Annotated in this window: 17 protein-coding genes; 10 read left to right on the forward strand and 7 right to left on the reverse strand. The window is 63.3% G+C overall.

The genetic code is table 11. From position 1 onward, the window contains the following. Positions 1 to 3: 3 nt before the first annotated feature. The 8 genes from AC6CH8_RS18010 to AC6CH8_RS18045 all read left to right on the forward strand — a co-directional run bounded on the left by AC6CH8_RS18010 (position 4) and on the right by AC6CH8_RS18045 (position 8,586). Positions 4 to 921 carry a dihydrodipicolinate synthase family protein gene (locus tag AC6CH8_RS18010; protein WP_498191723.1) on the forward strand — a complete coding sequence of 306 codons (918 nt, stop codon included), beginning with the start codon at positions 4 to 6 and terminating at the stop codon, positions 919 to 921. A 30-nt stretch (positions 922 to 951) separates the two neighbouring features. Next, a complete protein-coding gene (locus AC6CH8_RS18015; RefSeq protein ID WP_498191779.1) occupies positions 952 to 1,935 on the forward strand; it encodes an ROK family protein in 984 nt (327 codons plus the stop codon). A 21-nt stretch (positions 1,936 to 1,956) separates the two neighbouring features. Continuing rightward, positions 1,957 to 2,643, forward strand: coding sequence for an N-acetylmannosamine-6-phosphate 2-epimerase (locus AC6CH8_RS18020; protein WP_498191724.1), 687 nt, complete (start codon positions 1,957 to 1,959; stop codon positions 2,641 to 2,643). Between the two features lie 170 nt (positions 2,644 to 2,813). Further along, on the forward strand, positions 2,814 to 4,271 hold the full coding sequence (locus tag AC6CH8_RS18025) for a dihydrolipoyl dehydrogenase family protein (protein WP_498191725.1): 1,458 nt from the start codon (positions 2,814 to 2,816) through the stop codon (positions 4,269 to 4,271). 72 nt (positions 4,272 to 4,343) lie between these two features. Further along, positions 4,344 to 5,150: an ABC transporter ATP-binding protein gene (locus tag AC6CH8_RS18030; RefSeq protein WP_498191726.1), complete on the forward strand. Its 807-nt coding sequence runs from the start codon at positions 4,344 to 4,346 to the stop codon at positions 5,148 to 5,150. Further along, positions 5,147 to 7,183, forward strand: a complete 2,037-nt coding sequence (locus AC6CH8_RS18035) for a YhgE/Pip family protein (protein ID WP_498191727.1) — start codon at positions 5,147 to 5,149, stop codon at positions 7,181 to 7,183. Before AC6CH8_RS18030 ends, AC6CH8_RS18035 begins: the two co-directional genes overlap by 4 nt. Continuing rightward, positions 7,180 to 7,824 (forward strand): TetR/AcrR family transcriptional regulator, encoded by a 645-nt coding sequence (locus tag AC6CH8_RS18040; protein ID WP_498191728.1) that lies wholly within the window; start codon positions 7,180 to 7,182, stop codon positions 7,822 to 7,824. Before AC6CH8_RS18035 ends, AC6CH8_RS18040 begins: the two co-directional genes overlap by 4 nt. A 144-nt stretch (positions 7,825 to 7,968) precedes the next feature. Beyond that, positions 7,969 to 8,586 carry a hypothetical protein gene (locus AC6CH8_RS18045; protein ID WP_498191729.1) on the forward strand — a complete coding sequence of 206 codons (618 nt, stop codon included), beginning with the start codon at positions 7,969 to 7,971 and terminating at the stop codon, positions 8,584 to 8,586. A gap of 237 nt (positions 8,587 to 8,823) precedes the next feature. Here AC6CH8_RS18045 and AC6CH8_RS18050 read toward each other — a convergent pair whose 3' ends face one another. Genes AC6CH8_RS18050 through AC6CH8_RS18075 form a run of 6 tightly spaced genes read right to left on the reverse strand, consistent with a single transcriptional unit; the run spans position 8,824 to position 17,157 of the window. Continuing rightward, positions 8,824 to 10,242, reverse strand: a complete 1,419-nt coding sequence (locus AC6CH8_RS18050) for an NAD(P)/FAD-dependent oxidoreductase (RefSeq protein WP_498191730.1) — start codon at positions 10,240 to 10,242, stop codon at positions 8,824 to 8,826. 38 nt (positions 10,243 to 10,280) lie between these two features. Further along, positions 10,281 to 11,885: a dipeptide ABC transporter ATP-binding protein gene (locus tag AC6CH8_RS18055; RefSeq protein ID WP_498191731.1), complete on the reverse strand. Its 1,605-nt coding sequence runs from the start codon at positions 11,883 to 11,885 to the stop codon at positions 10,281 to 10,283. After that, positions 11,882 to 12,739 (reverse strand): ABC transporter permease, encoded by an 858-nt coding sequence (locus AC6CH8_RS18060; RefSeq protein WP_091465403.1) that lies wholly within the window; start codon positions 12,737 to 12,739, stop codon positions 11,882 to 11,884. The genes AC6CH8_RS18055 and AC6CH8_RS18060 overlap by 4 nt, the downstream gene beginning before the upstream one ends. Continuing rightward, positions 12,736 to 13,764: an ABC transporter permease gene (locus AC6CH8_RS18065; protein ID WP_498191732.1), complete on the reverse strand. Its 1,029-nt coding sequence runs from the start codon at positions 13,762 to 13,764 to the stop codon at positions 12,736 to 12,738. The genes AC6CH8_RS18060 and AC6CH8_RS18065 overlap by 4 nt, the downstream gene beginning before the upstream one ends. A gap of 1 nt (position 13,765) precedes the next feature. Continuing rightward, on the reverse strand, positions 13,766 to 15,463 hold the full coding sequence (locus AC6CH8_RS18070) for an ABC transporter substrate-binding protein (protein ID WP_498191733.1): 1,698 nt from the start codon (positions 15,461 to 15,463) through the stop codon (positions 13,766 to 13,768). Continuing rightward, positions 15,460 to 17,157 (reverse strand): amidohydrolase, encoded by a 1,698-nt coding sequence (locus AC6CH8_RS18075; protein ID WP_498191735.1) that lies wholly within the window; start codon positions 17,155 to 17,157, stop codon positions 15,460 to 15,462. The genes AC6CH8_RS18070 and AC6CH8_RS18075 overlap by 4 nt, the downstream gene beginning before the upstream one ends. Positions 17,158 to 17,336: 179 nt before the next feature. On the opposite strand from AC6CH8_RS18075, the gene AC6CH8_RS18080 reads away from it, so the two are divergent. Next, positions 17,337 to 18,023 carry a TetR/AcrR family transcriptional regulator gene (locus AC6CH8_RS18080; protein WP_498191736.1) on the forward strand — a complete coding sequence of 229 codons (687 nt, stop codon included), beginning with the start codon at positions 17,337 to 17,339 and terminating at the stop codon, positions 18,021 to 18,023. A gap of 130 nt (positions 18,024 to 18,153) precedes the next feature. Next, positions 18,154 to 19,632 (forward strand): gamma-aminobutyraldehyde dehydrogenase, encoded by a 1,479-nt coding sequence (locus tag AC6CH8_RS18085; protein ID WP_498191737.1) that lies wholly within the window; start codon positions 18,154 to 18,156, stop codon positions 19,630 to 19,632. Between the two features lie 60 nt (positions 19,633 to 19,692). On the opposite strand, the gene AC6CH8_RS18090 is transcribed toward AC6CH8_RS18085, so the two are convergent. Continuing rightward, entirely contained in the window at positions 19,693 to 20,607 is a 915-nt protein-coding gene (locus AC6CH8_RS18090; RefSeq protein ID WP_498191738.1) for an EamA family transporter, read from the reverse strand. Positions 20,608 to 20,630: the final 23 nt, after the last annotated feature.

Below are 20,630 nucleotides of genomic sequence, written 5' to 3' on the forward strand. Positions count from 1 at the left end.
TCTGTGTCCACTCAGTTCCAGGGCGTCATCCCCCCGGTCATCACCCCCCGCCACGCAGACGGCAGCATCGACACCGCGTCGTTGAAGAACGTCACCAAACACCTGATCGACGGCGGTGTGTCCGGACTTTTCGTCCTCGGCTCCTCCGGCGAAGTCCCCTACCTGACCAACGACGAGCGTGAGCTGGTGGTTTCCACCATCGCCGACGCCAACGCCGGTGCGGTTCCGCTGATCGTGGGCGCCAACGAACAAACCACCAACCGCGTGATCGAGGAAGCACGCAAAGTGGTTGACCTGGGTGCCGATGCGATCGTGGTCACGTCCATGTACTACGCGATTGGCAACGCCGCGGAGACCGAAACCCACTTCCGCAGCATCCACGCCGCAATCGAGAAGCCGATTTTCGCCTACGACGTCCCCGTTCGCACGCACTTCAAACTGCCTACGGATCTCTTGGTTCGCCTCGGCCGCGACGGCGTCATTGCCGGCGTCAAGGACTCTTCGGGAGACGACGTTTCCTTCCGCCAGTTGCTCCTCGCAGCCAAGGACATCCCCAACTTTGATATCTTCACCGGTCACGAAGTTGTAGTGGACGGCGCCCTTCTGGGCGGCGCGCAAGGCGTTGTTCCGGGCCTTGGCAATGTTGATCCGGCCGGTTATCGCCGCCTGTTCGACGCGGCCCAGGCCGGCGACTGGGCTCTCGCGGCAAGGGAGCAGGACCGCCTGGCCGACGTCTTCGACATTGTGTACACCCCCAACGGCCGCGTCTCCGGTGGCGCTGCAGGTCTCGGTGCTTTCAAGACCGCGCTGCAGGTTATGGGCGTCATCGAGTCCAACACCATGAGCTCGCCGATGCTGTCTTTGAACGCTGCTGAGACTTCCGCGATTCGCGAAATTCTGGAGCGGAACGGGCTGGTCTAGGCTTCCATGACCGCTTCCATGACCGCTTCGATGACCCACGTGATCGGCGTTGACCTCGGCGGCACCAAAACCGCCGCCGGGGTTGTTGCCCCTTCCGGCGAAGTGCTGATGTCGGAGACCATCCCGACGTTGAAGCGGGCCGGTGGCGAAGCCATCCTCGACGCCACCGCAGCGCTGATCTCGGGCTTGGTGGCGCGCGCTGCCGACGCCGGAATTTCAGTTTCCGGCGTCGGCATTGGCTCCGCAGGGGTGATTGATGCTGTTGCCGGGTCGGTGGTGTCCGCGACGGATGCGATACATGGTTGGGCTGGCACTGCACTTGTTGCCGGGCTTTCGGCCCGCCTTTCACTTCCTGCTTCGGCCGTGCGCGCCGTCAACGACGTCCACGCACATGCCCTGGGTGAAGCCTGGCTGGGTGCGGCCGCCGGCTCCTCAAGTTCGCTCATGGTGGCGTTTGGAACGGGAGTTGGCGGAAGTTTTGTGCTGAACGGCGCTCCTGTTTTGGGTCACCGTTTTGTGGGCGGGCATGTAGGGCACTTCGCTTCGCCTTATGCCTCCTGCGACGGTGTTCCGCTGCCGTGTGTGTGCGGTGGATCTGAACACGTGGAGGCTATCGCATCGGGGCCCGCGGTTTATGAGTCGTACCTGCGGTTTGGCGGTTCTGCCTTAGAGGCATTGGACACGCGGGGCGTGTTTGGACTTGCCTCTGCTGCTGAAGCGGGCGACGGCGAAGCTGACGCCCGCTTTGGTGGTAGCCGCGCCGCCGCTTTGCGTGCCATCGAAGTTGGCGCAGCAGCAGCGGGCCAGGCCGTGGGCGGACTCATCAACATCCTCGACCCCGAAACCGTGGTGATCTCCGGTGGCTTGGCCGACGCCGGCGAACTCTGGTGGAAGCCCATGGAGTTTGCCTTGCGACAGGAACTGCTGGCTCCCTTGGCGTCTGTGCCCGTCGTCCGGGCAGCCCTTGGCAATACAGCGGCCATTGTTGGCGCCGCGAAACTCGTCCTTAAGTAGTCCGCACGTCAGGAAGACATCATGATCCTCACCCCCGAAAGCCTCGAAGCCCTCCATTCCCAGCTGATCGTCTCCTGCCAGGCGTACCCTGGTGAGCCCATGCGCGATCCCCGGACCACAGCGCAGGTGGCCGCGTCAGCGGTCACCGGCGGCGCTGCGGCGATCCGCGTCCAAGGGTTGGCCGACGTGCAGTTCACGCGCACCGCCGTCGAGGTTCCGGTCATTGGCCTCTGGAAAGACGGGCACGATGGCGTCTTCATCACACCAACCCTTCGCCATGCCCTGGCCGTTGCGAATGCCGGAGCGCATGTTGTGGCGATTGATGGAACCCGGCGGGAGCGGCCGGACGGCCTGTCGCTGTCTGAAACTGTGGCCGGTATTCACGCCGAATCACACGCTTTGGTCATGGCAGATTGTGGCTCGTTCGACGACGCGGTTGCCGCCGTCGAGGCTGGGGCAGACCTGATCGGCACTACTTTGTCCGGCTACACCGGCGAGCGCCCGAAGACGGAGGGCCCGGACCTGGCGCTGCTTTCACTCATCGCGTCGGCGGACCTTGGCAAGCCACTCATCGCCGAGGGCCGGATCCACACCCCGGCCCAGGCACGGCAGGCCCTCGACGCCGGGGCGTTCGCCGTCGTTGTTGGCACCGCGATCACGCACCCGGCGAGCATCACGGGCTGGTTCAAGGGCGCGATGCAGGCGTAGTTCCTGCGTTGCGAGGCCTACTCCGCACCCTAAAACCCACCCAAAGCCCGCAGAGCGGGCCTCACAACGAACGGGGGGCGCGTTGCGGGGCCTACTCTGCACCCCAAAACCCACCCAAAGCGCGCAAAGCGGGCCTCACAACGCATACCAACCCGGCGTAGGCTTTCCCCATGACTGCCGAGAGCTCCCGGGAATTCGACGTAATTGTTATCGGCGCGGGCGCCGTAGGGGAAAACGTGGCGGACCGGGTGGTTCGCGGCGGCCTGACGGCGGTGATCATCGAAAACGAATTGGTGGGCGGTGAGTGCTCATACTGGGCATGCATCCCGTCCAAGGCGCTCCTCCGTCCGGGGAGTGTGCTCCACGCCGCCCAAGTGGTGCCGGGCGCAAAGGAGGCAATCAATGGAACCATTGATGCCGAGGCCGCGCTGAAGCATCGGGATTGGTTCACCAATAACTGGCAGGACGGCAGCCAGGTCGAATGGCTGGACAGCGCCGGCATTGAGTTAATTCGTGGACGCGGCCGTATCACAGGCCCGCGCGAGGTCCAGGTGGATGGGCTCGATGGCAACAGCTACGCGCTGAAGGCCCACCATGCTGTGGTGATCGCGACGGGTTCAATCCCTACCGTCCCGGACATTGACGGCTTGAAAGACATAACGTTCTGGACAACCCGCGGCGCCACGGCAGCCAAGGAAGTTCCCAAGCGGTTTGTGGTGCTCGGCGGCGGCGTTGCAGGCGTGGAAATGGCGCAGGCATTCGCCCGGCTCGGTTCGAACGTCACGCTGATCGCCCGCGGCCGCTTGCTGAGCAGCTACCCGGAGGAAGCCGCGAACCTGGTCCTGGCAGGGCTTCGCGCCGACGGCGTCGCTGTTCACCTGCACACCGATGTGGAGAAAACGGAGAAGAACGACGACGGCTCGGTGACAGTCACGTTCGACGGCAAAACCACCACCGCCGACCAACTACTGGTCGCCTCGGGACGGCACCCCGCTTTGGCCAATCTGGGCCTGGAAAATGTGGGCGTTGAAGCAAAGGACGGTAAGCCCCTGCGACTCACAACCGAAGCCAGCGGTTTGGTGGAAGGACCCGCAAGTGATGGAACCAGCGGACTATGGCTCTACGCTGCCGGCGACGCGGCCGGCAAGGTCCTCCTGACGCACCAGGGTAAATACGAGGCCCGTGCCACCGGTGACGCGATCGTCGCCCGGGCCAACGGCAAGCTCAAAGGAACGCCGCAGCCTTGGAGCCCTTGGGCCCAAACCGCCAATCAGCATGCAGTCCCCAGTGTCGTCTTCACCGATCCTGAGGTTGCCTCCGTGGGCCCGAGCTTGGAGCAGGCATTGTTGCAGGGCAAGAACGTCACCGGTGTGGAACTGCCCATAGATGTGTCCGGCTCCCAGTTGCACTCCCCCGACTACAAAGGCTGGGCGCAAATAGTGGTGGATGAGGACCGGAAGGTGATCCTCGGCGCTACCTTTGTGGGCCCGGGCGTCGCCGAGCTCCTCCACTCTGCAACCGTTGCGATCGTGGGCGAAGTCCCGCTGGACCGTCTCTGGCATGCAGTTCCGTCGTACCCCACCATCAGCGAAGTCTGGCTAAGGCTTCTGGAAAAGTACGGCCTCTAAAACCCTTATTTGAACTGACTGGTCAGTTTAGTTAGACTTTCAGCAGACACCATTTCTGCGAAAGGCTTCATTGTGCTGTCCGTACAGCAACTCCAGATCAACGGCCGTCGGGACGATCTCCTCCCGGCAACGTCACTGCAAGTCCGCCGCAGCGAACTCCTGCTCGTGGCCGGAGAGGGCCAGGACCAGCGGACCGCTTTGGCGTTGGCTCTGAGCGGCCGCATGAAGCCAAGCGACGGCATCCTGAGCTGGGACAACACCACCAAGACCAAGAAAATCCGCCTCGCCAGCGCCTTGGTGGACTCCCCCGGCGTCAACGAACCCGAGCAGCACCTGAGTGTCCGCGATCTGGTCACCGAAGACCTCTCCCTGATCCCCCGCCGTTACCGTGGCGCCCTGCTGAGCAAGCCCTGGCTAAAGGTCAACAGCTTCGAGGACATCGCCGGACTCTGGATAGAACAAATTCCGGCCACCCGCCGACTTGAACTCCTCACCGCGCTTGCCTTGGCAGATCCGGCCACCGACCTCCTTGTTGTCGACTCCCCGGATCGCCACAGTGCTGATTCCGCGTCGTGGTTACCGCGACTTCAGGCATTGGCGTCCGACGCCGGGCGGCCACTTGCCGTCGTCGCCGTCGTGGGTTCCCTCCCGGACAACTGGACCGGCCCCGCGGCGGTGATTGGAAACTCCGTCACGCATCCCCCTGAACCGGAAGCGAAACCCGCCCCGGCCAAAGAAAAGACAACCCAAACCGGGCCCGCCCAGCCCAAGCCAGCAGCCGCCGTCGAGCCCAAAGCCAAGCACGCGGCCGAACCGGCATCTGAAACATCCGCAGCTGCCCAACCTGAATCCGTAAACCTTCAAAGGACTGCAAAGTGACTGTTCTGCGGCTCGCCCGCTCCGAACTCAAGCGCATGACCGGCGGGCTCCTGCCCAAGCTGACCATCCTCGCCCTGACCATGGTCCCGTTGCTCTACGGCGCCGTGTACCTTTACGCGAACTGGGACCCGTACGGCAACCTGAACCAGATCGACGCCGCCTTGGTGGTGGAGGACACGGGAGCAACGTCGTCGGACGGTACCGAACTGCAGGCGGGCAAGAAGGTGGCAGACAGCCTGGTTGAGGGACACGTCTTCAACTGGAAGCAGGTGTCCAGCGCCGAGGACGCCGATGCCGGTGTTCGTACGGGTGAGTATGCCTTCGCGCTGCGCATCCCCAAGGATTTCTCCGCCAACCTGGTCTCCCCCGGCAGTTTCGACGCCGCCAACCAGGCCATGCTGCACGTCACCACCAACGACGCCAACAACTACCTCCTGAGCACCATCGTGGACAAGCTCACAACAGCCGTCCACTCCACAGTGGCCAAGGAAGTGGGCGAGGAAACCGCCAACCAGCTCCTCACCGGCTTCGGCACCATCCATGCGTCCATCGTGAAGGCTGCTGATGGCGCCTCGGAGTTGGCCACGGGCGTTGGCAAACTCAGTGACGGTGCCGCAACCCTGCACGACGGCACCACTCAGTTAGTGACCGGCGCCGACCAACTCGTGGCCGGCCAGACCCAATTGCGGGATGGCGCGGTACAACTGAACACCGGTGCCGGCCAGCTGAGTTCGGGACTGACCGAGCTCAAGGATAAAACCGCTACCCTTCCTGGTGATTCGCAGAAACTCGCCGACGGCGCAGCGCAAGTAGCCGCCGGAAACGCCGAGCTGAACGCAAAAGTCCAGGACGTCGTCGGACAGCTCGAAGCGGCAGACAAGGGCCTCCGCAACCGCGTGGTGGAATCCAACGCACGACTGGTGACTGCAGGTGTCCTGACACAGGAGCAGGCCGAGAAGGTCCTGGCGGACTTTGACGCCGCCGCAGCATCGAGCCCGGTGACGGACGCGAAGACCAAGATCACTGGTGATGCGGCCAAGATCCAGCAGCTATCGGACGGTTCAGCTGCCGTGAGCGCCGGGGCATCCAAGCTCGCCGCCGCGACACCAGCCCTGACCGACGCGATCTCGAAGGCTGCCGATGGCGCCGGGCAACTGAGCACGGGCGCCTCAACGTTGGCCGCGGGGCAGCAAACCGCCCTGGAAGGGGCCGGCAAGCTCGACGACGGCGCCCGCCAAGTGGACAACGGCGCCAGCCAGCTGGCCAGCGGCGGAGTCACAGCCTCCGACGGCGCCCACACCCTGGCCACCGAGCTCGCCAAGGGCGCGGGAGACATCCCCAACCCGAACGATGAACAGAAGAGCAGCGTGTCCAAGGTGATCGCGGATCCCGTGGCCGTGGACAACGTCTCCCAGGCCAAGGCGGGCTCTTACGGCGCCGGCCTGGCACCGTTCTTCCTGACCCTCGCACTGTGGATCGGCGTATTCATGCTGGTTCAGGCCATGCGACCCATTACCCAACGGGCCCTCGCCTCGAACGCCCCCGCCTGGAAAATCGCCGTCGGAGGCTGGCTGCCGTTCTTCGTGGTGTCCGTGCTGCAGGCCACCATCCTCACCCTGGTGGTGAATCTCGGCCTGGGCCTGAACCCCGCGCACCCGATCGGGATGTGGCTGTTCATGCTTGCAGCCGTGATGGCGTTCAGCGCGATCATCCAAGGCATCGTGGCGCTCATGGGCACGCCCGGAAAGTTCGTGGTGCTGATCCTGCTGGTCCTGCAGCTCGTTTCGTCGGGCGGAACGTTCCCGTGGCAAACCACCCCCATGCCGCTCCATGTTGTTCACGAGGTCCTGCCTATGGGATACGTGGTCACCGGCATGAGGCACCTGATCTATGGCGGTGAGCTCAGCATGATCTGGCCAACCGTACTGGGTCTGCTTGGATACACTTTGCTGGGAGCGGCACTGTCAACGCTCGCTGTCCGCAAGCACAAGATGTGGACCCTCAAAACGCTGAAGCCGGAGATCGCAGTATGAGCACCACCGAGCCGGTTCCTTCCGAAACCGGCGCCAGTCTCTCGGAGAAGAAACTCCGCCCGGGCCGCACCAACGCCACCAAGCAGCGCCTGTTCGAGGCCTCCATGGAGCTGATCGGCGAGCGCGGCGCTGCGGGCGTAACCGTGGATGAAATCGCGGCCGCCGCCGGGGTGTCCAAGGGGACTGTCTATTACAACTTTGGCAGCAAGTCCGACCTCATTGCGCAGCTCTTGCGGCACGGTGTGGACATCATGCTGGTCCGGCTCCAGGACGTCCGCGGACAGGCCAACGACCCCCTGGAAGCCATGACCAATATGGTGGGCCAAGCCATGGAATTCATGGACGACTACCCCTCCTTCGCCCGCCTGTGGGTCAGCGAAAACTGGCGCACTCCCGGTGAATGGAGTGCCGTGTTTGCCGAGCTTCGCGCTGAACTTCTGGCCGTGATCGGCTCTGCGGTGGAGAGCGTAGCGTCCGGCTACAAGGTTGATGAGAGCATTGCCCGGGGATCCTTGGAGGCGGCAATTTTTGGTGCCATCTTCGTGGTCGGCCTCGACCGGCAGACGTACAACCCTGAGCGCACCCGCGAGCAGAGCGTCGCTGCCGTCATGACCATCATGCATGGGTACGTCATCAAGTAGGTTTGGGCAACCCGTTGTGGGGCCCGCTCTGCGCATTCTCACGGGCTCATACGGCGCAGAGCGGGCCTCGCAACGGTATCTAACTGCAATGTACGACGGCGTGGCGTGGCCACTTGGTCGGCGATGATTAACCTCATGCGTCACATGGGGAACAGCGGGAAGCTTGCGGTGGTGTCCGCGTTCGTCTCGCTCGGGCTGTTGGTGCTGGCCGCTGTGGTGCTGGAGGAACTGGTGTTGTACCTGTTCCTGGGGTCCGTAGTGATCTGCTATCTGGCGTCCATCGTGCAGGTCTTCAACCGGCGACGCTACATTGTGGTCCTCCTTGGCGCAGTGGGCACCAGCCTTTTCATCGGTTGCAGCATCGCCTTCCTGCGAATGTGGGGCATCGCGTTCAACCAGGACGCCAACGCTCTGGGGAGTGCCCTAAGCACTCAGGATTCCGACATCTACTTCTACTTGGCAGCCGTGGCAGGTTTTGGGACCCTGGGCGTGCTTTTCCTGGGAGCGGTGGTGCCGTCGTTTGGTTCGCGGGCCGGAACTCCCGTTCGACGGCCACCGGCTGTAAAGCGCACTCCCGCACCCCGCAAACCGGCTCCGCGTGCAGGAACCCCCACCAGACGCCCGGCTGCTTCGGCTCCGCGATCGTCCGGTGCAGCGAAGGCTACTCCCGTGAAGCGTCCCGCTCCCCGTACGCCAACGACGCCGGCCAAGCGTCCGGCGTCGAGCGCTTCCACTCAACGAAAGCCGACCGCCAAACGCTAGCTCACCGATTCACCCCTGCGTTGCGAGGCCCGCTCTACACGCTAACGCGGGACCTAAACGTGCAAAACAGGCCCCACAACGGACCCGCCCTGCGTTGCGAGGCCCGCTCTACACGCTAACGCGCGATCTAAACGCGCAAAGCAGGCCCCACAACGAACCCGCCCTGCGTTGCGAGGCCCGCTCTACACGCTCACGCGGGATCTAAACGTGCAAAACAGGCCCCGCAACGAAAGGGGGTCAGGAGTCGAATCCCAACCCGACGGCGTCGAGCGCTTTGAGGATCAGGTTCCGTTTTCCCCGATTGTGATCGGCGCGGTCCATGGACCAGCGTGTCAGGTTGATGCCCAGGGAAGCGAGCGGCTCAGGAGGGAAGGGCAGGGGCCGTTTCCGGACCATTTCCACCCGGGTGCGTTCGGTATCCAGGCCGGCCAGGAGATCCAGCAGGACGTCGGCTGCAAATGCCGTGGCCCCTACGCCGAGTCCGGTGAATCCTGCCGCATACGCCACCCGTCCCTTCCGCGCCGTGCCGAAGAACGCGCAGAACTGGGTGCTCGAATCGATGGGTCCGGCCCACTTGTGCGTGAACTTCAGGCCCTCGAGCTGCGGGAACGTCGTGAAGAAGTGCGAGGCGATCTTCTCCCACGTCGCTGGCTGGTGCTCGTGCCGCTGGTCCACGCGCCGGCCCCAGAAGTAGAGGGCGTCATAGCCACCGAACAGGATCCTGTGATCCTTGGTAATGCGGTAATAGTGGAATTGGTTGGCAACATCCCCTATCCCTTGCCGCTGGGACCATCCGATGGACTCCAACTGCTCCGCGCTCAGGGGCTCGGTCATCAGCGCGTAGTCATAGACGGGCACCGTCATCAGCTGGTTCCGTTTGAGCAGTGACGGAAACACGTTGGTACCGAGGACCACGTTGTCCGCTTCCACGTTGCCTCGCTCAGTAACAACGGTGACGCCCTGTTCGTGGTCCTTCAACTCGCGCACGCGGGTGTCCTCGTAGATCACCACGCCCAGCTCCGCTGCCACCCGAGCCAGCTCAAGTCCCAGCTTGTACGGGTGGACCATCGCCACGGAGTCTTTATGCCAGCGACCGGCCAGGTAGGTGGGAGAGTTGAGCTCTGCACGCACGGCTTCCTGGTCCAGAAAGACGCTGCCAGGGCTTTCGTCCTCCTTGAGCCAAGCCACCTGGTGCGGTTCCACTGCAACGTTCAGTTCACCGGTGCGCTCCCACTCGCAATCCATGCCGTACTTCTCCACGGCTTCCTGCATGCGGTCCAGGTTCTCCATGCCCAGCCGGTCGAGGGTCTCCAGCTCATCAGGCCAGCGGTTCTTGCCATTCTCATGGCCGTGGGTGAGGCTCGCCTCGCAGAAGCCGCCGTTGCGGCCCGAAGCTGCCCATGCCACCCGCTCCCCTTCCAGCAGGATCACCGTCCGGCCGGGATCGCGTTCCTTGGCTCGCAGCGCCGTCCACAATCCGGTGTAGCCGCCACCAACGATCACGAGGTCCGCGGCAGCGTCGCCGTCGAGTTGCGGGTAGCGTGTGGCTGAGTCCTTGAGGTGGTCGATCCAGAACGGCCGGTGGGCCGCGCCTTCCAAGGCACGGGATACGACGGCGGCCTGCGGGACATTCCGTTCGAAAACGGTGGTATTCACGGGAAATTCTCCTATTTCAATGGTTAATCTCTCACCGGTCAGGCAGTGACCGGCTCGGCGTCCCACAATGGCCGGGGACGGGAGGCGATGAGGTTCCGCGTGTAGTCGTCCCCAGGGTCCTCAAGGATTCGAGCCGTCGGCCCCTGCTCAACGATCCGGCCCTGATGCATCACCAGAAGCTCGGAACAAAGCCGTGAGACCACAGCCAGATCGTGGGTGACGAACAAGATGGTCAGTCCGAGTTGGTCCCGCAATTCCTCCACGAGCTCCAGAACCTGGGCTTGGACAGAGACGTCCAAGGCGCTGGTGGCCTCGTCCAGCACCAGGAGACGGGGGCGGGCAGCGAGCGCTTTGGCCAACGCGACCCGTTGCCTCTGCCCACCCGAGAGGGCGCGAGGCCGTGCGTCGAAACGTTCCGGTCCGATGCCCACCCGCCCCAACAGGACCCGGGCGCTGACTTTGGCTTCCTTGCGTCCTTGCTTCTGATGCAGGCGGAAGACATCTGCCACCGCGTTTCCTACAGGGATGCGCGGGTCCAAAGAGAGGTAGGGATCCTGGAACACGATCTGGACATCCTTGGCCAGGACTTTCCGTTCAGAGGCCTTGAGGGCCCGGCGCGGCCGGGGGACGTCACGCAACGTGAGTTCACCCGATGTGGCGGTTTCCAGCGCCACCACCAGCCGGGCCAAGGTGGACTTTCCGGACCCGGATTCACCCACGATCCCCAACGACCCACCCTCAGGGAGGCTGAAACCGGCGTCGTCCAAGGCGGTGATGATTTCGCCGCGGGGCAGTTGGTACGTTTTTGATAGCCCCGAAACCTTCAGCAGCGGGGACCCCGCGACCACAGGCGCAGCCAAGCCGCCCGCTTCAATCACAGGGGTAGCCTCAACCAGCTGCCGGGTGTAGTCCTGCTCCGGCGTCAGAAAGACAGTCCGGGTTGGCCCCTGCTCCACCACTTCCCCCCGGCGAAGCACGTAGACGCGTTCACACAAGCTGGCCGCAAGATTGAGGTCGTGCGCAATGAAGAGCATGCCCATTCCCCGTGACTGTTGCTCTTCGCGGAGGAGCCTCACGATCCCCGCCTGGGTAGTGACGTCCAAGGCCGTGGTGGGCTCGTCGCACAGCAACAGATCCGGTGAGTTCAGGAGTGCAGCTGCGATCATGACACGTTGGAGCATGCCGCCCGAGAGCTGATGCGGGTGCTGGTCCATGAGCTCCTTGGCACGTCGCAGGCCCACCTGTTCCAGTTGCGTCACGGCCCGTTCCGTGGCCTCAGCCCGGGACAAACCATCCAGTCTCACCAAGGTTTCAGTGAGGAAATCCCCCACGGTCCGAACGGGATTGATGCCCGCCCGAGGATCCTGGAAGATCATGGAAGCGTGTCTCCGTCGCAGCTCCATGAGGCGTTGTTCGCTCGCTGTGAGAGTGTCGAGGCCCTGAACCGACACGATGCCGGAGGACTGCGAGCCACCTGGAAACAAACCCAGGGCGGCCCGGGTAGTCAGCGATTTGCCTGAGCCGGACTCCCCCACCAAGGCGACCGCTTCGCCGTCGTTCACGTGCAGGGAGACGCTGTCCAGCAGGGGCGGCCTGCCCGGAAAACCGAGCGTAAAGTTTTCGATCTGCAAGAGCTGGCTCATGAAAGTTTTCCTCCGATGCGGTCTGAGAGTTCCTCGCCGATGACGTTGACGGCCACTACCACCAGGACCACTACCAACGCGGGCCAGAAGGCCGGCAGGATGTAGCCGCCCAGCAGCGCGCCGCGGGATTCCTCGATCATGGCGCCCCAGTCGCTGGTGGGCGGCTGGACCCCGAGTCCGATGAAGGAGAGCGCTGCGAGGTCGGCCAACACATAACCAAAGTTCAGTGTTGACTGGGCGCCCACAGTGGGAATCAGGTTGGGGAGAACCCGTCCCAGCACCACCCAGGGCGTCCGGAATCCGAGCACGCGGTAGGCCTGGACATAGGGTCGGCTGCGCTCAGCCACCACCAGCGACTGCGCGAGCCTGGCAACGTACGGTACGTAGGCGATGGTCATGGCCAGGATGGGAGCAAAAAGCCCCTTGCCGAACAAGGCAATGGCGAGCATGGCCATGAGCAGTGCAGGGAAAGCAAAGAGGAGATCGAAAAGGCGGCCCAGAACCTTGCCCAGCCAGCCCTCGGACCAGCCGGCCACCAGGCCCAGCAGCAGACCCAGGACAGTGGAACCGATTACCACGATGGTGGGCCCCAGCAGCGAGGTCCGCCCGCCGTGCATGAGCCGGCTAAGGAGATCACGACCCAGCGCATCCGTCCCCAGCAGGTGCTGTCCGCTTGGACCGGCCAGGACGTTGTTGAGGTCCACATAGTCGGGGTCGTACGGCGCCAGAACCGGGGCGAATAGTGAGAGAAGTACGACGGCGGCGGCAACGGCGAGCGCGCCCCACGCCATGGGTGACAGGAGGCTGCCGTAACGGCGAAGGCCCGCCTGCGGCAGTTGGATGGCTAACGTCATCGGGACTCCGTTCCGGCCGCGATACGCGGATCAATGAGGGGTTGGACGAGGTCCACCACGGTGTTGACCAGGACGAAAGCAGCCACCACCACCATGACGATTGCTTGAACGACGCCGAAGTCGAGCCTGTCGATGGACTGCACCAGGAGCTGCCCGATGCCGGACAGGCCGAACGTCCGCTCGATGATGGCGCTGGAAACCAGGAGGCCGGCCACCAGCACGCCGCTCACGGTGAGGATGGGCCCAAGTGCATTGCGCAGCACGTGGCGTGCCACCACCGATCCGCGGGTAAGGCCTCGACTGGTTGCCACCTCAACGTGTTCGCGGAGCAATTGCTCGTTCATGGAGGAACGGGTCACCCTTGCCACCATGGCGATGTAGGTGATGCCCAAGGCGAGCGCCGGTAGGGTGAGATGCCAGATCCGGTCCCATCCGCCGTCGCCGCTTCCAAAGGAGGGAAACCAGCCCAGGCCCACGGAGAAGAGCGCTACCAAAGCGATGGCTGCCACGAACGGCGGCACTGCCCCCGCAGCGGTGAGCGTGATGAGGATGAAGCGGTCACCGAAGCCCTTGTTGAGGCTGGCCACAATGCCGGCGAACAATCCCAGGACCGTGATGAACACTGCTGCGAGCGCCACAAGTTGCAGCGTGGTGGGCAACCGTCCCAGTAAGACGTCGGAGACGTCCTGGCGGTAGGTCAGCGAGCGGCCCCAGTCCCCTTGGAGAATTCCACCTAGCCAGTTCAGGTATTGTTCCCAGGCCGGTTTATCCAAACCGAACTGCCGGGTGATCTCTTCGAGTGCCTCAGGCTTGGGGCTACGTCCTCTGAGCAGGAAGCGTGCCGGATCGCCGGGAACCAGGAAGCGTGAGAAGAACACGGCCAGTGAGGCAACAAACAACGTCAGCACCAGGGCCAGCAGTTTCTTCACGATGTACACCGCCGGTCGGACTGCGCTGCGTTTATCCTGCTGGCGGGTGGGAGCGCCCGGCGCGGTGGTTGCTTGGACTTGATCTGTAGCGGTCATGTCAGCGACCTCCTATCTGGGCTGCCCACGGGAAGTACATGTAATTGATGGAAGGGTCCGCCCCGGTGATGCGTTTGCCCAGCCACATGGACGTGACGGTCTCATAGAGCGGTCCCCACACCACTTCGTCGCTGGCCAGCTTGGCCGCCTGGCCCGTCAGTTTGCCCCGGGCGTCGGGGTCCTGCACGCCGTAGGCGGAGTTCACCAGGTCATCGAATTCCGGGTTGCTCCAGCCGCCGTAGTTGCTGAAATCGCCGGTTCGCAGCACGCTGTACATTTCCAAGGGCTCGGTGCTGGAGAGATACCAAGAGGTCACCAGGAGGTCCACGTTCTTGCGTGACTCGGGGTCTGAGAACAGCGTGGTGTATTTGTCGTTGGACATGGTCTGGATTTCCGGGTCCAGGCCGATCTCCTTGGCTGCCGACGCGATGGCCCGTGCCGTGATGTCGAAGGCTGCGTTCAGTGACGCGGTGGCGAAAACGAACTTACTACCCTCGGCACCTGCTTCCTTGACAAGTTTCTTGGCTTCTTCCAGGTCATAGGGCGTGGACAGCAGACCGTCAAAAGCCTCGTCCGTAGTTTGCGATGCAACGTCCTTCCACACACTCTTGGTGGTCAACGCTTCCGTCTTCTTCGCGTACCCCTGTTCGGCCGCCTTGATCAAGGCTTCCCGGTTGATTGCCATCATCAACGCTTTGCGGACCCGAACGTCCTGGAAGGTGCCGCCGAGGTTGGTGAACACCAGGCTTTGCACCGACGTGTCCTCGCCGAAGTACAGCGAACCGGCATCTTTGTTGGCTTTCAGGATGTCCATGGCATTGGAAGGGATCGCGAAGCCGCCATCAATTTCTCCGGTCTGGAACGCATTGATACGCGATGTGGCATCGGGCAGCATTTTGAAGGTGACCTGTTGGGACTTGGCTTGGAGTTCCGGGTCCCAGTAGTCATCGAAGCGTTTGAGGGTGATGCTTTCACCGGCTTCCCATTGCTCGAATTGGAAGGGGCCGGTGCAGTTCACGCCGGTGCTTGAGTTGCCATAGTCCTTGCCGGCAGCTTCCAGCGTTTCGGCGGACTCAACCACGCCTGTTGCTCCCACCAAGGAGCTGTTGAACACGTAGTCCGGCCGGGTGGTGGTCACTGTGACCTCGAAGTCGCCGGTCTTCTCGATGGACTCCACGTTTTGGTACGCCGATGCCCAAAAGGAACCTACTTCGGGGTCCACATGGCGGCTCAAGGAGGCTACGACATCGTCCGCTGTCATCTCGGTTCCGTCGTGGAACTTCACGCCCTGCCGGATGGTGTAAATCCAGGTCAGCGGATCAGGGTTTTCAACTCCCGTGGCCAGGCCCGGCGCCGTGGACAGGTCAGCGTTCCAGCGGAACAGCGACTCGCACACGTTGGACAGGACAGTGTTGTCCGGGTAGTCGAAGGCGTACGCATAGTCCAGGGAGAACGGCTCCGCGTACATGGCCCAGTTGAAGTTATCAATCTCCTTGGTGGGGGCCGGCGTGGAGTCGGACATGGTGAACTTGGCTCCGTCCGCGGCGTCAGTCACGCTGGCGGGCCGAACACCGCAGCCGCCCAGGACCAGCCCGGCCACGACGGCGGCGGCCCCAACCGCGGTGATGCGCGACGGCGTCGTCCGCTGTTTCAAACGCACGGCACCTTGCGCGGGCTGCGGCGCTGGCTGCGGCCTCATGGCATTACCGAGGCGGGTTGAGCTTGACTGTTTCGGGTGAGCGCGCGGTCATAGACGCATTCGCCCCCAATCCACGTCTGCGTCACCACCGACCGGTGCAGCTCCTGCGCAGGGAGGTCGAAGACGTTGAGGTCCAGTACGGCGAGGTCGGCGAGTTTTCCTGGTTCCAGCGTTCCCGTTTCCGTTTCCAAGTGGTTGATCCACGCTGAGCCCTGAGTGTAGGCATCCAGGATCTGTTTGAGGCTGAGCTTTTGCGATTCCGGGCCGAGTGGGGGCAGGTCCTCCCCCGGCGCTATGCGGTTTACTGCGACGTGGATGGCCGCAATCGGGTCCGCGGTGGAGACAGGCCAGTCGCTTCCGGCCACCAATCGGCCTCCTGCCGAAGCAAGCTCGCCAAAGGGGTAATGCCTGTCCTCGGCGCCGGGCTCCAGGAACGGGAGGGTGAGGGTATCCATCTGTTCTTCATGGCAGGCCCAGAGAGCCTGGACGTTGGCCGCCGCATTCAGCCCGGCAAACCGTGGAACATCCTCGCTGCGGACCACCTGAAGGTGCGCCAGGTGGTGCCGGTTGTCGTTCGTCCCGTTGCTGTCCCGCGCTGCCTCCAGCGCGTCCAAAGCATCCGTCACGGCGCGGTCGCCGAGAGCATGGAAGTGAACCTGCATGCCGGAAGCATCTATCGCGGTGACGAATTCCTTCAGCACCTCGGGCTCGAAGAATTCGATGCCACGGTTGTCCGTGTGGTGGCCGTGGTGATCGAGGTAGACGTGATGCATTGCGGCCGTGTAATTCTCTGCCACTCCGTCCACCATCACCTTCACGGTGTTGGCATTGAGCTGATGGTGGTCGAAGGAATCGGCCACCCTGTCCCGGCGTTGCGTGATTGCTTCCAGCTGGGCCATTCCGGCTGTCCTGTCCCACCATTGGCACGCCGTGACCCGGACTTTCAAGTCTCCCGCCTTCGCCGCGTCCATGTAGACGTCCAGATGATCGGCATGTTCGCCCTCGGGAATGGGAACCCAGGCGTCCTGCCAGGCCGTGATGCCCTGCGATAGCAGCAGTTGCTGGGAGGCGAGCAGGCCTTGGTACGCCAACGCATACGGCACCGCTGGCTTGACCGCATTGAACAGGTCCATGGCCCCCTCATGAACTGTGCCTGCGGGCGTCCCGTCTTCTTCGCGTTCCACCCGGCCGCCCTCAGGATCAGGTGTTTCCGCGCCGATTCCCGCCGCCTCAAACGCTGCCGTGTTGGCCCACGCGCCGTGGTGGTCCCTGTTGACGAGGTAGACGGGCCGGTCCGGCACCACGGCGTCCAGAAGTTCCCGTGTTGGAGTGCCGCCCGGGAAGAAATCCATGGACCATCCAGCGCCCAAAATCCAGGGTTCATCCGGGTTGTCGGCTGCGTAACGGGCCACCCTCGCCACGGCCTCCTCTGCGCTGGTGGCCTCCGTCAGGTCGCACTGAAGCAATTCGATCCCGGCGAAGATGGGGTGGATGTGGGCATCCTGGAAGCCCGGCACCACCAGTTGCCCATGCAGGTCCACCTTGCGGGTTTCCGGCGTGACCGAACCGTGAAGCTCGTCGGGTGTTCCGGCGGCGATGATGCGGCCTTCGGCTATGGCAAGGTTTGCGCGCAGTGGGCCGGCGTCATTGCCGGTGTACACCCATCCGTTCTCAAACAAAATCTCGGCGTGCATGGTCGAGTCCTTTCGTGGGGAAATTCAACTCTGCGAGACACACTATGAGCCGGATCACACTTAAGTCAACAGTGTTGACATCAATGCTGACAAAGACTTTGACTGGTCCTTGAAAGGAGGACGCCATGAATCATGTAGGTTGATAATCAACCCGGGAACGCATGGAAGGCGGACAACTGATGGTGCAGCCAGCACAGTCGACGGACCGCCGAACGCGCCTGGACCCGGCCACCATCATTGACGCCGTCCTGCGGATTTCCAGCCAGGAGCTCGGGGAACGGCTGACCGTGCGACGACTGGGACAGGAACTCGAGGTGGACGCCACGGCCGTCTACCGCCATTTCCGGAACAGGGACGCAATCGTCAGGGCAGCACTGGACCAGTTGTTCCTGATGTCCGTTGAGCGCACGTTGGCCACAGCACGCGACCAGGACTGGCGTGCCCGGCTGGAGGCCTACCTTGACGAACTCCTCAAAGCCTTCATGCAGCATCCCTCTTTGGGCAGCGAGTCGTTCGCTACGGACACCTATGGCCCCGGCGAGCTAAGGGCAATCGAGTTCGTCCTTCAATGCCTCACCGATGCCGGGCTGGCAGAGGACCGCGTGGTGCACTACTACGCGGCCCTGGAAAGCTACACCCTTGCGCTCGGCGCCGGCATTGCGGTTGAAATCCAGCGGCTCCCGGACTCCGAGGGCCACGATCCTTGGCTCAACCCACGGGTTTTCACGCGCATCACCGGTCGCCCTCTCCTTGAAAAACACCACGCTGCACTGCAAAACCTCGACTCCCTCAAGGCGTTCCAGGCCGGTCTCTCGGCCATCCTGGACAGCGCCGAACGCGAGAGCAAGCAGCCACCTCAGGCCTGACGGGGTGCTGCCGCGACCGGCCGCCTGACCAACAACGCAACCCACCTTCCCCGCACGACGCCACCATCCGGCGTCGTCCATTCAGCACTGCCCGGACAGCGACGCCCGGCAGGGAAAGCACGGCACCCTCATGCATCAGTTCATCAACGGAAAACTGCTCTCCGGAACCTCTGGCAGCAGCCTCGATGTCATCAATCCGGCCACCTCGGAGGTAGTGGAAACGGTGGGACTCGCTTCACTTGCGGATCTGGAGTCGGCAGTGTCGGCGGCCCGCAGCGCCTTCCCGTCATGGTCCCGCACCGCGCCGGGTGAACGCGCCGGGATCCTGCAGAAATTCGCCCGCATCATCGAAGATCGTGCGGAGGAATTCGCCCGGGTTGAGAGTTCTCAGACGGGCAAACCGCTGCGGCTGACCCGGGAGTTCGACGTCCCCGGCACCATCGACAACATCGATTTCTTCGCAGGTGCCGCACGGCACCTCGAGGGCAAGGCCACCGCCGAGTATTCGCCCCAACACACTTCCTCCATACGCCGGGAATCCATCGGTGTGGTGGGATCCATCGCGCCCTGGAACTACCCCCTGCAAATGGCCGCATGGAAGATCCTTCCCGCCATTGCCGCAGGCAACACAATCGTTCTCAAGCCTGCCGAGATCACTCCGTTGACGTCGCTGATGTTCGCACAAGCGCTCAGTGACGCCGGACTGCCCGACGGCGTGGTGAACGTGGTGGTGGGCGACGGCGCCACGGTTGGGGCTGCGCTCATGCGGCACCCCGACGTGGACATGGTCTCTTTCACGGGGTCCACCGCGGTTGGCCGCACAGTTTTGGAGGCCGCGGCCGTCAACTCGAAGCGCGTGCACCTCGAATTGGGCGGCAAGGCACCCTTCGTGGTTTTCGACGACGCCAATCTGGACGCCGCCGTTCATGGGGCCGTGGCCGGTTCAATGATCAACACCGGTCAGGATTGCACCGCAGCCACCAGGGCTATCGTGCACCGCAGCGTGTATGCGGAGTTCGCAGCGAAGGTGGCCGCCCGCTTTGATGGGCTCGTCCTGGGCATCCCCGGGGATACCAACGCCGATCTCGGCCCCCTCGTATCCTTCAAGCAGCGCGACCACGTAGCCGGGATGGTGGACCGCGCCCGCACTTACAGCAAGGTGATGGCAGGCGGATACGCCCCTACGGACGAGGGCCTGGAAAATGGCGCCTTCTACCGACCCACACTGGTTGTTGACGCTGCGCCGGACTCTGAAATTGTGAAGGACGAGGTGTTCGGCCCGGTCCTGTTGGTCCTCCCGTTCGAAACGGACGACGAAGCTATCCACCTGGCCAACGACACCGTCTACGGACTGGCCGCCTCGGCCTGGACGAACAACCTCCAGCGGGCCTTGCGGGCAACCCGCGAGATCAAGGCCGGCTGCGTGTGGGTCAACGACCATGTTCCGATCGTCTCCGAGATGCCCCACGGCGGCTTCAAGCAGTCCGGGTTCGGCAAGGACATGTCCGCCTACTCCTTTGAGGAGTACACCCAGGTGAAGCACGTGATGTTCGAGTTGGAAGGCGTCACCCGGAAAGACTGGCACCGGACCATCTTCAAACTGCGCTGACTTCCTTGAGCCGTTGGGGCCCCTGCGTTGTGGGGCCTGCTTTGCGCGCTTCCGCCCGATCTAGGGCAGCAGAGCGGGCCTCACAACGGGTGTTTCGGGACGGATCTTGCCTCCGGCGCCGAGCACTGCGGTGGCAACTCCGAGGAGCAGGATCAATCCGCCCACGATTTCGGTCAAGGTAGGAATCTCGTTCAGGACCAGCCACGCGGCCGTCATCCCCACCACGGGAACCAAAAGCGTGAAGGGCACGACGTCGGAACTCGGGTACAGCGACAACAAGCGGTTCCAAATGCCGTATCCAATCAGGGACGCGAACACGGCCGTGTAGATCGCACTCAGGATGGTGGCCGGCTGCAGGTCCGTGAGCGTTGCCAACACAGTGTCAGGCCCATCCACTACCAGCGATAAGCCAGCCAACGGAAGCGGCACCACGGCACCGGACCACACCACCAACCCCAAGCCCGAAGCGGCCTTCGTGTGCCGGGCCACCACATTCCCGATCGCCCACGATAGCGCCGCGGCAAGAACGATCATGAGCGGCAGAACGGGAGCCACGGCACTTCGCCCCAAGGCCACCACTGCCAAGCCAGCGATGCCCAGCGCCACACCCGCCAGTTGTCGCCTACTCGGCCTCTCGCCCAGGAATCTCGCCGCAAGCAAGATGGTGAACAACACTTGTGCCTGCAGCACCAGCGATGCCAGGCCTGCCGGCATGCCAAGCGCCATGCCCAGATACAGGAGGCCGAATTGACCGGCACTCATGAAGAGCCCGACGCCGACAATCGCCTTCCAGCCCACGTCTGGTTTGCGGATGAACAGGATGAAGGGAAACACCACCAGCAAGAAGCGCATGGCGACGAAGAGCAAGGGCGGGACTTCCCTGCCGTTCGTGTGCAGACCGAGATCGATGGCGACGAAGTTTATGCCCCAAAGTACAGCGACCATGAGGGCAAGGGCAGAGTGGCGAAAGTTCACAAGTACACTCTGGCCCGTTTTTG

Source organism: Paenarthrobacter sp. GQ52 (assembly GCF_059759005.1).